The sequence below is a fragment of the Haemophilus sp. CCUG 60358 genome (genome assembly GCF_001679485.1).
In the GTDB taxonomy this organism is placed as follows: domain Bacteria; phylum Pseudomonadota; class Gammaproteobacteria; order Enterobacterales; family Pasteurellaceae; genus Haemophilus_D.
Genome location: NZ_LZOZ01000015.1, coordinates 126018 through 140214, shown reverse-complemented (window position 1 = coordinate 140214; position 14197 = coordinate 126018). Strand labels below are relative to the sequence as shown.

Annotated in this window: 7 protein-coding genes; all 7 read right to left on the bottom strand. The window is 39.1% G+C overall.

Features of this window, described 5'->3' with window-relative positions:
* Positions 1-311 precede the first annotated feature (311 nt).
* The gene (locus A9500_RS07765; protein ID WP_065244499.1) at positions 312-812 is read right to left on the bottom strand and encodes an SMI1/KNR4 family protein; all 501 of its coding nucleotides are present in this window, start codon (positions 810-812) and stop codon (positions 312-314) included.
* Positions 813-964: 152 nt separating this feature from the next.
* The gene (locus A9500_RS07760) at positions 965-1411 is read right to left on the bottom strand and encodes a hypothetical protein (RefSeq protein ID WP_065244498.1); all 447 of its coding nucleotides are present in this window, start codon (positions 1409-1411) and stop codon (positions 965-967) included.
* Positions 1412-1669: 258 nt separating this feature from the next.
* Positions 1670-2152, bottom strand: a complete 483-nt coding sequence (locus A9500_RS07755; protein WP_049366723.1) for a hypothetical protein — start codon at positions 2150-2152, stop codon at positions 1670-1672.
* An 18-nt stretch (positions 2153-2170) separates the two neighbouring features.
* Positions 2171-4267, bottom strand: coding sequence for a hypothetical protein (locus tag A9500_RS07750; protein ID WP_179854564.1), 2097 nt, complete (start codon positions 4265-4267; stop codon positions 2171-2173).
* Positions 4268-4657: 390 nt separating this feature from the next.
* On the bottom strand, positions 4658-5200 hold the full coding sequence (locus A9500_RS07745) for an RNA 2'-phosphotransferase (RefSeq protein WP_065244496.1): 543 nt from the start codon (positions 5198-5200) through the stop codon (positions 4658-4660).
* A gap of 1 nt (position 5201) precedes the next feature.
* Positions 5202-5573 carry an SMI1/KNR4 family protein gene (locus A9500_RS07740; protein ID WP_005696083.1) on the bottom strand — a complete coding sequence of 124 codons (372 nt, stop codon included), beginning with the start codon at positions 5571-5573 and terminating at the stop codon, positions 5202-5204.
* 11 nt (positions 5574-5584) lie between these two features.
* On the bottom strand, positions 5585-14164 hold the full coding sequence (locus tag A9500_RS10915; RefSeq protein WP_065244495.1) for a hemagglutinin repeat-containing protein: 8580 nt from the start codon (positions 14162-14164) through the stop codon (positions 5585-5587).
* Between the last annotated feature and the right edge of the window lie 33 nt (positions 14165-14197).

The following is a 14197-nucleotide window of genomic DNA, read 5'->3' as shown; positions in this document are numbered from 1 at the left end:
GCCATGGCATAGACGCGAGGTGCCATCACTTTGACTTGTTTTCCGCTTGGTAAGGTTAATACGCTAAGTTGGATGTGAAATTATAAGGTTTGCTTAAAATAAGCATCATTAAAAACACAAAAAGTGCGGTCAGTTTTTGAGAAGTTTTAAAACTCTTTGAAAATTGCCCGCACTTTCAACTGCGTTAATTAAATCGATGATTAGCGATTTTACATGACTAAATTGCCCGATTTTTAAATCGCTTTCTTAATTAGTACAAGCGTAGATGCTTTTACCATTTATGTTTTTTAGAGAAACACTGCCGCTCTTTGCTAATCAGGATAGCGCTCATTAAAATCGTAAAGACTATCTAGAAAATCATCAAAATTATTTGCTACAGATAAAATAAGCCATTTTCCTATTTCATCGTTATATTCATCATGAATAACTAAAGAGATCTTTGGTTCTGATGTTGTGGGGCAATCTCTATAATCAAAGCATAACCAGTTTCCTTCAGATGTATGAGCAAATGAATACACATTTTCATATCCATCTTCATCTGAATAAATAAATTGATTGTAAATATTCTCATATTGGGAATTAAACCCATCAAATCCAAATGATGCTAAAGATTCTCGTTCATGATAGGGATCATAGAAATCAAAAGTATCTTGTTCAAACTTCGGATTATTATACCTAGTCATTAATTCTCTATAAGTATTTGGCAAAGTAATGTTGAATATAGATTGAAATTTCAATATGTTATTTATATCGCCTTTTCCATCAAAAGACCAAATATCAATATTTCTAAACTTTTCTTTAACGTCCTTCACTTAATGCTCCAACGACGGCGCGCGTTTCCCAACGCGAGCCTAAACATCAATTTTATTTAATTCAGATTTTCACTATTTTTATAAATAATTTCAGTTTGTTTATTTTTAGTTAGATACAAGCACGCATCAGGAGATCTGAGCTATTGAGTGTCTCATTTAATAAACAATGTTATTTGAGAAAGCTCCTTTAACTCATTAAATTCAAAATGAACATACTTATTATTAATACTATACCTAATCCAATTATCAGAATAAGCTTCAGGCTTTCCAAATTTCACAATTAGATCATTTTGAGTAAATTTATTATCTAACTCCAAAAAAAGCTGTTCTAAAAAAGGGTACTCATAATACTCATTGTTATATTTATTTACATAAAAAAATATAGATTCCAAAAACTCACTATCATTATTTTTAGAAAAAACAAAATCAACTCCTCTTTTAAAAAAGTGAAAATAAGTATGTTGAATATTATCGCATTCAAAATACTCCACTTCAAAATCCGTAGCCACAATAGAAATAGCTTTTAATATTAAGTTGCTACCTTGTTTTTCACCCAAAGCATTTAAAAAAATATTTATATCACCCACAAATTTTTTCATTTAATTCCTCTACTTTTATTTCTTATAATAATTTCATTTATTGCCTCTTCAACCACCAAATAATCATAACCTTTATCTATTAAAGATTTCTCATATGATTAATATCACCATCATTAAAAATACAAAAGTGCGGTCAGTTTTTGAGAGGTTTTAAAACCCTTTGAAAATTGACCGCAATTTATCATTAATGAACTATAATAGCCCATATAACCTCAAATAAAACCCAGATTATCTAGGCTTTATTTCTTAACACGCTAATTACCAACTATCAAAATATCGATCCAACTTTAGGAACTCCTCATAGCATCCAAACTTAGGATAATTATAATAATTAGAATTAGTATTTATAATAACCTCATAACTATCAACAATATTAGACTCATAGTCCATTCTTTCTGAAAAAACGTGTCCATCCTCTAAAATTTTAAATTGATGTATAATAATAGGAGCCTTACCTACCCCATATTTTTTAGATGTAATAAAAGATAAAAATAATTTATCAGTTGTTAATTTACTAAATTTAAATTCATATGATAAAACCTCATTAAGATTATCATCTAAAAAGTACACAATGACATAATCTTTCCCAATAACAATATAGGAATCAGGTCTACTAGAAGAATTGATTAAAACAGTATATTCCTCCTTTCCATGTCTCCTTAAGGCATCTTCGACAGAAAACTCCCCCCAAGATTTTTTTTTAACAAATGACCATCCTTTACTGTAAAAATATTTCTCCATACAACAACCTCTTGTAAATTAATAAACATTACCTTCACTATCACGAATAATTATTTTCAATTCATTAGCCTTATCTAATATCTTAGATGGAATAGGATTATACTGTTTAGGCACCTCTAAAATATATTCACCTCTTAATACTTGCCCACCTAAGATGCCATTAGAAGGAACATCCGAAATTCTACTTCCCACTGAGTATTTTTTCGGTATTTCCTTTAAATAAGATAATCCTGTTTTTAAATTAATATCAGAAAATTGAGTATATTTTCTAGACACTATCTCTCTTGTTCTATTATCATAAGAATCTAACCGAAAATAGCCCCCATTTACTTTATCAATGTAAAGTTCATTATAGGGATAAATAGAATGGCGCTCATTATTAAACTTATTTCCATCAGATATCTTTTGTAATATAGATGAATTCAAACCATTCCTATTTATACTTTTTGTTATGAACTGATTTCCATCGACATTTGAAATAAAATAATAGCGACCATTTGCCCCAGAACCATCCTTATTCAATCCCCTAAAAACAGCTTGGCCAGTCAACGGATCAACTTGGCCTGTGTTGACTGCTAGGCCACCATTCGGACCTTTAAATACACCATGACCTAAATATTCGTAATCGTTTCCTAATAATCTACTATTAATCGTTCCTCTTGATAATGTTTCTTCAGCTTGTTTTATACCAGTCTTAACCGCTCCAATCCCCTTACCTCCTGTGAATAAGCTTGGGAATCCATAAATTAATTCTGATGTATCTCTATCAGTATTTGTAACAGTACTGATCACTTTCCCACCAAGGGTACCTGGGTTTTTACCTGTTATCATCGTTTCAAAACCAGCATAGGCATTATCACCACCATAAGCCATCATTCCTGTTCCCACAACACAAGTTGTGCCACCTAAACAAGCAACAGCACCTGCAGTCGCCGTCACGACGCCACTAGCCGACTGTAACAAACCAACTGTTCGCTCAGGAATACGATTTCTAGCAGCAGCATCTGATGCTTTATAAACATGATTATAATCAAACATATTCTCGACATCTCCGGCTCTCCAAGCATCATCAGACCAAAGATATTTTTGTTGTGAGAGCAACGTTCTCTCATTGGCAAATTCCGCTGTATTACCCAATATTTCTTTTTGATATTCTGCTGCATAACGCGGGTCATCCTCAGGAATCTGCGCAGAACAATGCACCAACGCACAGGCCGCAATTTCTAAACGACGTTCTTTTTCTTCATCGCCATTTGCAAGTAACTTAATACGCTCTTTCTCATTTTGATGAAGCTGTCTGTTATACGTCTCCGCATTGTAAGATGTCAACGCGCCCTGTTTCATGGTTTCACTTGACCCACCAGTTACAGCACCCGCTGCCGCACCTATCGCCAACGCTGTCATCTGCTGTGCAGCTTGTTTCAGTTTCTCTTTTTGTCCTGCATCTAGCTTGAGGTCTTTCGCTTGTTCATTTAAGTAATCTGTAACATACGTGTTCAACCACTCTGAACTCGCTCCCGCTGCCGCACCTGTCGCCACATTGCCATCTGACATCTTCGCAGCTAAAGCACCGGCAAGGGCATGCATTACAATCTTCTCTTGGCTCCCCTCTTCAAATTCAAATTTTTTCGCAAGGTCGCCCGTTACTTTTGCAAACAGCTCTCCTGCTACTTGTGCTGCTTCTTGCTGCTCTTTCACTTCGTTATGGTCAAATGCTTTCACTTTATGATTGGCATTTTGTGTATCTCTGGAAAGTGCGGTCAGATTTTCCGGTGTTTCTGTGTCAATTTGAATATTAGACCCTATCGCTGATTGCGTTTGACTTGTAGCACTTTCATGCTTATTCCCTAAAGCACTCGCCGCGGCGGCCATCGCATTTTTAGCATTCTGTGCCATATCCGTTGAAAGCCCCGCACTCACGCTTTTCACTTCAACCTCACTGCGGTTTTCAATATCAGTGTGAGTGAGCGATTTGGTTTTGAAGTGGTTCTTATCTTGGGCTGCTTCACTGTCAATCACAGAGCCCGCAAGGTGCGTATTCCCCGCAACCTTAACATCCATTCCACCTTTGCCAACATGGAAGCCCGTTTGTTCTTCCACTTGGGCATAGTTCACTTTCGCTTTGTTTTGAGAATAGTTCGCTGAAACACTTGAGCCGCTGCCATAAATTGCCACACTAAAGCCCGCTCCGGCTTGTGTTTGTTTGCTGTCGTAGTGATTGCTGTCTTGACGGCTTCCTAAATTAAGATTGCCTTTAATAGAAACATGCGCATTTTCTGCAAAGATGAATCAATGGTCATCACCATTTAAGTGTATTGCTTGCTCACGATATTTACGTATAAAAAGCATTGGAAAAAGTAGAACCAGCTTACGCTAAGTTGGATGTGAAATTATAAGGTTTGCTTAAAAATAAGCATCATTAAAAACACAAAAAGTGCGGTCAGTTTTTAAGAGGTTTTAAAACTCTTTGAAAATTGACCGCACTTTATTAGTTTCCTTTAAAAGTTATCTTTCTCTAATGAATTCGACTGGAATACCATCGGATAACCATACCTTCTCATTACCTATATAAAACTTAATGCCTTTAGATCGAGCTAATTCTGTATCAATTATCAGAAGAATTGTCTCTCCTTTTTTTCTATCCCCGACCAATTTTGCTGTCTCAACATCCTCAGATAAATGTACATATTGACGAGACATCGGCTTCAATCCATTTGATTTAATATCATCTAAATAATTTATACTTGTCCCATGGTATAAATACTTTGGTGGATAACCAATTTCTTTAGAAATTTTCATTGGAATTGAATGCCCATAGAAAGCTCTTATTTTTCCATTTTTAATCTCATGTCTTTTCTTTTCCGATAGGTTGATCATTTTAACTAGATCGTCTTCGGTTAACGTATTCCATTTTTCATCACTATTTCTAAATGATGAAATTAATTGTTCGACAGAAACCCAACCTTCAGAATCCAGTTCTAATTCATATTCCCATGGGGCATGACGAAGCGCATAGGAAACTTCTTTACTTAAATTTAAATAGTCCATTTTAATACTCTTTTGCACTTTTGATTTCTTCCGCTAACCACTCATCAAAATCCTTACATTCATATTTATTGGCTTCATTACCAAGATCGTGAACATAAACTCTCGGATTTCCAGAGTAATCCGTTAATTTGAAACAAGCTGCCCAATCGCCATCTCTAGCAAATGCAATTAAATCAGCCACACCAGTAAGCTCTTCAATAGCCTTACTATAAAGATAAACATTATCCTCAAACTCAGAATCCTCAAACCACCAAGGAAAATATTTCAATTCATTTATCTTTTCCATATTACTCGATAAATCAATATAAGACTGAGGAAATTTAAATTTTTCAGGTAATTGTTCTTTAGGATATAAATTAAATTTAGTTTGCATAATTACTTCCTTTATTTCACAACTTTTGGATCATACAGGGAACCATGAGGAAACTTTGTAGACCAATTCTTATCAACACCAGACATTTCAGACTGTCTTTTAACTCTCAATTCAATTGCCTCTCCCCAGGTTTTAGGGTAGGTTGTTCCGACTTTAAAACGTTTAATTTCGTTATAAGAAAGTCTATCCGAATGATTATGAACTATCGCATCAATCTGTATTCCAGCTTTCCTTGCTGCCAGAATACGTGTATTATCCATGCTTGTTGGCGCATTATCTGGCATGTTTACCACGTCTACAGGGTGTCCATTCCAACCATTCTTTCTCATATCCTCAACCATTGTATCATAATTATAACTCTTATCTTTTTTCTGATAAGACACTGTTGCTTGGGAAAATGACACTTCTGAAGGATCAAGCATCTGTCGTCCAGTTGGTAACACACTCTTTAATTTTTCAGTTCTAGGATCTACATAAGCATTACTAGCACCACTTGAACGATAGTCTGAATCCCCAACATTAGCATGCTTATACCCATCCCCCTCCGATGTCGGATAAGCTTTATTTTTTCCACTAATTAAGCTCTTAACATTGCTTAATCCAACTTTTGCATAACCTGCTGCAGCACCCAGACCTATTGCTGTACCAGCCTCCATGGCATTCAAACCAAATTTTGTGGTATCCGAAAGCTTGCTAAAACTTTCTGCATTCTCACTTTCAACTAAATTAAATAATGCAGAACGATTCGCTGTATTTAAATCATTTGGATAATACACCGTCATACGACTAAAGAACCCTAAATTTCTCTCAAGCTCTTCAGCCCCTGTGTTCATTTCATGTAAATGTGCCGTTTCACAAGCCACATTCCCCTTACACGCGATGAGTTGCTGACGATTCTCTTCACTAATCCCTTTATATTTCTCTAAAATCGGTTTAGTATCACGGCCTTCTTTTTGCGCTTTGCTCAGTTCTCGAATGAAGCTCTGAACATCTGCAATACTTAGATAATTATTCTCCACCGCCCTTTTAGCCGTCTCTGCCCCAGAGGTTGCAGCAAGGAAATTCCCCCCTTGCTCTGCTGTGGTGCCATTCGCCTTCGCTGTCAATGCCGCAGCTAATCCGCCCGCCAATTGGCTTAACGTACTAATGTTTTCCTTCTCATTGGCCGTAAGTTGATTTGGCGTTTTATTATAGATTGCCTGCGTAAGGATTTGTGCAGTCACTTCTCCTGTCACCCCAGCCACTGCACCTGTTAACGGGTCTTTGCCTGTCACTTGGAACTCCACCGCAGAAAGCAGCGCATGTGCCATCAGATTCGCAGCTTTGTCTTTTGCGGTATCACCTGCCGTCATCTCGTGGATGGCTTGGTTGAGGTAAGGCGAAGCCAGGGCGACAAGACTGCCTTCGGTATCGTTTTGTGCCGCTGCTTGTAATGCCGCTGTCACAGCACGAATCGCCATGCCCTTTTCACTACCTATGCCGTAAGTGCGGTCGATTTCACCTTGCGTTTTCGTGATTTCGGCTTGAACACTTGTCAGTTGTTGCTTAATGGCTGCAAGCTGTTGTTCATTACCCACTTGTCCCTGCAAAGCTTTTTCTTGCTCTTCCAGCTTAAACTTCTCAAGCCCTAGCTTGTTGATTTTCTCACGCTCTTCATAGGTGGCAATATTAATTGCATTCTCCGATATCTCACCGATAACTTTCGCCATTTCTTGGCGTTCTTGTACTTTTTGTAAATCTTGCTTTTCAACACGTTGATTCGCATTTTTGGTATCTCGTGAAAGTGCGGTCAGATTTTCCGGTGTTTCGGTGTCTATCTGAATGTTGCCACTGATGGCTGATTTGGTTTGGCTATGTTCACTTTCATGACTATTGCCAAGCAAGCTCAACGCACTGCTAAGCGCCTGCATTGGATTCACTCCACCACTGCCTGCACTAATGCTTGCACTTTCAGTTTTAATCTCACTTTTATTTTCAATATCTGTTGTCGAGATTGATTGGGTTTTAAAGCGGTTTTTACTTGCATCAGCATCACTTTCAATAATCGCACCATTTAATTGCGTGTGGTGATGAACGGTGACATCCATGCCATCCTCACCCACACTAATGCCGGTTTGCTCTTTTACTTGAGCATAATCCACTTTCGCTTTACTGTATGATGCACTCACCGAAGCACCACCACCTGAACCATACGCCACCGAGCCACTTGCACTCGCACTCGTTTGTTTGGATTCGTATTTCTCTGTATCTTGACGGCTCGTGACAGTGAGATTTTGAATGTCCGCTTCCCAGCGTTTTGCTTTAAGATTCGCCGCATCAAGGTTTAAGCCGCCGTCCTCACTATTCGTGATGATTTTATCTGCAGTAAAGTGACTATTTTGCCAACGTTCGCTATCTGAGTTCGACTTGCCCTTAGCCACATTCACCGAACCCTCAATACCAATTCCATAGCTATTACCATTGGTCCCAACAAAGACGCCTACACTTCCCCCTACAGATTTATTTTCTGTGCGTTGATGCTCTTCGTCTTTCACGCCTTTTATCTCAATCCCTTTTTTGCCTGATAATGCCATCAATTTCGCATTCGCATCAACGCCCTCAAAACTGAGTTTTTCATCGCGCGCTTTTGCATTAAATGTCCCCGTATTCACGGTTGATTTTTGATGACTAATACTCTGGCTTTCGCTACTTTGTGTTTGTTTTTGGCTGCCATAACCAATACTAATTTTCACACTTGGGCTGGATGTCGTCCCGGTATTCTGCATATTACCGGCTCTTAAGGCATCTAAGGTTTCCGCTACCTTACTCACATTTTGAGCAGCCATAACCGCCTCTTCTCCGGCTTTCATGGCATAAAGCGCTTGAAGTTTTGAATTGCTCACCTGTTTGGCTCGCTTCACACTGTTATAAGCCGCTTGTGCCATATCGGTCACTGGTGTACTCAAGGCAATCGTCACGCCTGATTGTTTATACTCATGCCCCTCTTTACTTTCAATAATATCTTTTCCGGCTTCTACCTTAACGCTTGCACCTTCAATATCAATTCGATTCGTGCGTGGTGTAATCATATCCGTACCAAGAACATTTGTATGATTACCCGCACTCACCGTGATATTGCCATTCATTGCACCTAGCGTGCTACGTGCATCTGATTGTGTCCAACCTTCTGTCTCATAATCGTGTTTTTCTGATTTGGAACCAAAAGTAATGCCAATACCGCCGCCTGTGAATACCCCTGACGTTTTCTTGGTTTCCACGCGCTTATTTTTGAAATGATTGGTATCTGCTGCAATGTCAACATCATGTCCGGCCTGAATATGGAGATTATTATCCGCAATAGCCTGAATGCCTTTCGCCTTCACATCATGACCTGCTGAAAGAACCACGTCTTTACCACTCACCTGTGTGCCGACTTGAGTAACCGATTGTTGTTGGTCAAGACTGGTTTTGGTCACCTTCGCCACACTTCCACTTTTCGTTTTGTGGAACTCTTCAAAATCACGGCTTTCTTTTGCGCCATTCAGCACAAGGTCGTTTTCAGCGATAGCCATCAACTTCGCTTCACTCTCCAGCTGTGCACCTTCTGATAAAATATTTTTACCGGTTAGCGCAACATCACCTTTGCCTTTTACTCGGCTTACTACCGCCTCTTCCACTTTCTCATGACGGTAATGATTTCCCGCACCCATCTTCTCATCAAAGCCCACTGAAAGTGCGGTCAGATTCATGTTATTTTTGCTTTGAACAAGTGTAATGCCATTGCCATCGTTAATAATATCTGCCCCTTTAGCGTTCAGATTATTTGATGAGAGTTGTAACTGGCCCTCTTCTCCTTTCACATGGAAAAGCGCTTTACGACCAAGCGTGGTTTCACTACGTTGGAAATGAGATAAGTCCACCTTTGTTGTCATCGTGGTACTTTCGTGATTTAAATCACCGCCCACATCCACCAAGAGGGCACGCTCAGCTTCCACTTTACCGCCGATATTATCGAAGTTATTTGTGGTTTTAATGCCTACTTTATCACCCGTAATGGCACCTTCATTTAATAAACTTTCAGTATTTAATAAAGTGAACTTACGGCCTGCAATGGTTCCGCTATTCGTTAAACGCTTACTCCGCAAATCAATCACATCTGCTGAAATCAACGCACCTTCACCATTTAAGTCACCTTTCTGCGCCATCGCATAGACACGAGGCGCCATCACTTTGACTTGTTTTCCGCTTGGTAGCGTTACTTCTTTTTCTTCAAACCAGACAATATCTGAAGTAAGTTGTGCGACCTGAGCAGGGCTTAAAGCCACACCAGGAGTTAAGTTAAAGCGTTTAGCAAAGGTGATACCATTATCCATTAAGCCCTTATATTGCGCTTCTAAATCTTGATAGCCTGTTAAGAACATACGTCCCGTCAACTGATTAACTTGATCACGTACTAAACGTTGCTCGTAATAGCCATCACCTAAGCGCTTCAAGATATTTTGTGGATCACGACGAAGTGCGTTAAACATATAATCACTGCTCAACCACTTACGACGATCAGTAAACTGTGGATCAGTTTCAATTAATGGGCGATTCGTTGCCTCTGGATTTGTTCGATAAAGGCTCGAGGTAGGTAAGGAAACATCCGCACCAATCGTACGAATTTCACGCTGCCCAGCTTTTGCATTCGATTGATTCACACCATTGGCAACATTGATATTGTTGGCAAGTGCGATAGTTTCCATCGAAAGATTGGCTTTTTCCGCCTCTGGTTTAAAGGTACTATAAGATTCAGTTTTTACTTGATTGAGATCGAGTGGCGTAATTACTACTTTTTCATAACCATGTCGACCAGCCCACTCTCGCTGATGATATCGTTTAAAGCCGCCTCGCCAACGCGAGTAAGTCCACTCTTGATTACCTTTATCAACAAATTGAGTAATCCCCATTTCTGCTACATTGTTTACTTCTTCAGAAGGGTTATTTGGATTATAGATCTTTCCTGCTGCCATTATTTGGCTTCGGTTATTTTCCACATTACCATTAAATTCAATATCGCCTTGACTCAAAATCTTACCAGGATGCGTTTCTTTTACCTTAGTTTCGCTGGTTATACGTTCTTGCACATAGATATCCCAGAAACGATAAAATTCTTTGCCCAAGAGCTTTTTATTGTGTTCAAGAATAGCTGCATCTAACTGTTCAAATGCTTTTTCATTTGCCTTCGCCCACTCAAAATAAGGTTTCATTTGAGCGGAAAACTCAACTAACTTAGCCTCATAATCAGCAACAGCTTTATGGTACTCTACCATTTCCGATTCATATTCTTTCATGAGACGATCATAATCATGACGATTACGCCATGTTCGTTTAGGCTGTTTAGGCTCTTCTGGCGCTTGCTTTAACGTTTCATCCAAGCCACTCAGATCGGGTAATGTTGGAGAAGTGGATGGAGGAGCAATATTAAATGCTGTCCATATAGGATCATTATTTAAATAAAGTGCTTGAGGCACAACAACACAACCTGAACGAGTTTGCTCGTTACCACATACCTCCTCATTTGGCATTGGTAAAATATGACCTTCAATTTTGCCATCAGCAGGTCGCGTTACCTTATTTTGATTTTTATAAACCACTTTACCCGCTCGACTAAAGGATGCCCAGCGAAGTTGATCAAAATTAATACGTTCAGCGCTCCCATCTTCAAGCAGATAATGTTCATTCACATTTTCACGTTTGACTTCTTCTAGTCTTGTATCAATACCCGCATTTTTGTTTAAAGTTTCGCGCATACCAAGGACGACGCCTCGTCCCTCAATCAAACTACCGCTATTTAATAACTTATCACCTAAATCTTTCGATTGATTGTTTTCATCTAAAGTACGACCAAATACAACTTTCCCTTCAGAGGATAATGTACCGCCAATACCATTAAATGCCCATTTTTGGGTAAAGACCGTTTTACTGTTCTCAACTAAAGGAGCTGCAATATCTAGACGTGCTTTTGCCGCTACAACAGCTGATTTAATCGTTCCATCTGATTGTAATTCATCTGTATTCACTATTTTTTGACCAGCCTGCAAAGCAACATGACCACCATAAATACGACCAGTACCGATATTAGTTAATGTATCACCGGTCTTGATAACATTTTCTACTGTCCCTTTGATCAACCCTCGGTTGGTTATATTCTGCTCACCTGAAAGTACAGTTTGTTTCCCTTGAATTTCAGCAGTTTCTGTATTTTCAATGTTCTTCGCATTGACTTGGGTATGACCTTCAGAAAGCAGTCCGGCACGGTTAATCAAATTTCCTTTAGTGGTTAAACTTAATGAAGAACGTCCAACCAAATCTCGTTGACTATCAAAATCCTGAACAAGTTGGATATTTGCATGGTTAGCCTCAATATCGCCATCACCAGAAAGTGCATTAACCTGAATATTCAATTTTTCTGCAGCCTGAATTGAACCTTGACTATTTTTTATTGAGGCCCCTTTACCCTGAATACGAATATCCCCTGTAGAGAATAATTCACCTTGCGTGTTGTCTAATTGATTAACAATATTCACTACCTGAGAAGAAACCGAATAAACACCACCTTGTTTATTGTCCAATTGCTGAGCATTCACCTCAACCTGACCCGCAAGAATACCCTGTGTTGGTACCGATTGCACATTCCCTTTAGTATTTTGGTTATTTAGATTAGTGGTATTAATCGTTAAACCACCTTGAGCTTGCATGAGTGAACCTGTATTGCCTACTTTTTGATTATTAATGTCCCTTGCAATATTTAACGTTGAAGAACCATCAGCAACAATCATTCCGGCTCGGTTATCCACGGATAATGCGGTTAAATTTAAATCTTTACCACTAAGCAAACGCCCTTCTCGATTATTTAAGAATTGATTATGCTGTGTAAGACTCATCTTTCCACCAGAAAGTATTAAGCCTTTTTCATTATTTAACCCTTGTTCTAGGTTTAATGAGAAATCACGCGCACCTTGGCTTGCCCATCGACCATGTTGGTTTTCTACTCTTTGCGCGGTTGCATTAATCCAATCCGCTTTTAAATTAGCGTGTTGTGTTAAAAGTTGAGAAGGTGTATGTAAATTGATCTCATTTTTTGCAACGAGCGTCGCTTGATTTGCGTTAATTTCACCTTGATGAGCCACAATATGAACATCCTGGCCACTTGTTTGGCTCTCACTTACATCTACTTTTTGAGCTTGAATATCGACCTTACCAGAGGCAATATTTTTCCCTTTTGCAACAGTTGTTTTTACTGTTTTTATTTCAAGTTTTTTAGTCTCACCAACCTCATCAACTTCGCGGACTTTACCATTTTCCTCAACACCCGCAGCTAATACAGAAGATTTGCCCGCTTCGACCGAATCCGCTTGATAACGAATATGTCCACCAGAAATAGTCGAGCCCATCTGAGTAATTTTATTTTTAGCATCAACTAGAACATCACCTCGTGCTGTTTCAACTTTACCCTTTTGAATAAAATCAGACTTGGTTTTGATTTGGACATCTTGTTTACCGCTAATCACCCCTTCATTAACAATACGGCCTTGACTATCAATCTTCACATCACCCGCCGATGCACCAATGTGCCCCGCATTACGCACACCAAGACCTTGGCCGTTATCCACTAGATGGATTTTCTCTGAATACATCCCACCCAATTGGCTCACATCCACACTGTAGCTTTGGTTTTCACCTTGGGTATCAGAAGTGCGGTCAGTGTTGTCGGTGTTTTTATCCCCCACGTACACAACCGAATCATTAGTGCGGTCAACATTGTTTTTACCAGTAGTAACTTTAATGCCTTTTTTCGACCAAACCCCACCTTTGATTTCGGCTTTCTCAGCGATAATATCAGTGTAATCAGATTGACTGTTATCCATCCCTTTTTGGCCAACAGTCACCTTACCGCCTTTTACGCGATAGCCTTTCAACTCACCATTTTCTACATCAGCTTTACCGGTGGTGAGTGTTGTGCGCCCAGCATTAATCACACCACAACCATCACATTGGATACCGCTTGGGTTGGCAATCACCACATCTGCTTTTTTGCCTGCGACTTCCACATAACCTTTTAAACGGCTTGGATTAGCGGAGTTCACTTCGTTAAGAATGACTTTCGCTTCACCACGAGCAAGATTCGGGTTACCTTGCACCCAACCCGCCATTTGCGTTTGGGCTGCTTTACGGGCGTTGTTTAACACAGCGCCTTTTTCTGCCACATCAAATTGTGAATATTGGTTACGTGATACCCCACCAGCACTTGGTGTTTGAATATTTACTTGCGGTAACCCATTGCCGGTTTGAAGTACGGTAGGTTGTTGATTACCCGGTGCAGATTTATCAGCACGAATCGCCATATCTTCTGCATGAACAGAAGGCGATAAGAAGACAAAGCCTAATGCCAGCATGAGGCTAAAATGAATAGGATTAAGCGAAAGTGCGGTTGAAAATAACCCTGTTTTTTCTTGTTCTGAGCTCACATTTTCACTTTGCACTTTACCTTGAGATTTTGCCAACTCAGATACCACCACAAGCTGGTTTAATACACGGCTAAAAATCACTTTATAATGACGTTTATTCATTTTTTAATTTCCTTTAAAGTTTTAAATTCTGTT

Bases quoted from the DNA above. Each gene is read 5' to 3' on its own strand.
- A9500_RS07760 (WP_065244498.1), bottom strand. From the start codon at position 1,411: ATGAAAAAATTTGTGGGTGATATAAATATTTTTTTAAATGCTTTGGGT.
- A9500_RS07755 (WP_049366723.1), bottom strand. From the start codon at position 2,152: ATGGAGAAATATTTTTACAGTAAAGGATGGTCATTTGTTAAAAAAAAA.
- A9500_RS07745 (WP_065244496.1), bottom strand. From the start codon at position 5,200: ATGGACTATTTAAATTTAAGTAAAGAAGTTTCCTATGCGCTTCGTCAT.
- A9500_RS07740 (WP_005696083.1), bottom strand. From the start codon at position 5,573: ATGCAAACTAAATTTAATTTATATCCTAAAGAACAATTACCTGAAAAA.
- A9500_RS10915 (WP_065244495.1), bottom strand. From the start codon at position 14,164: ATGAATAAACGTCATTATAAAGTGATTTTTAGCCGTGTATTAAACCAG.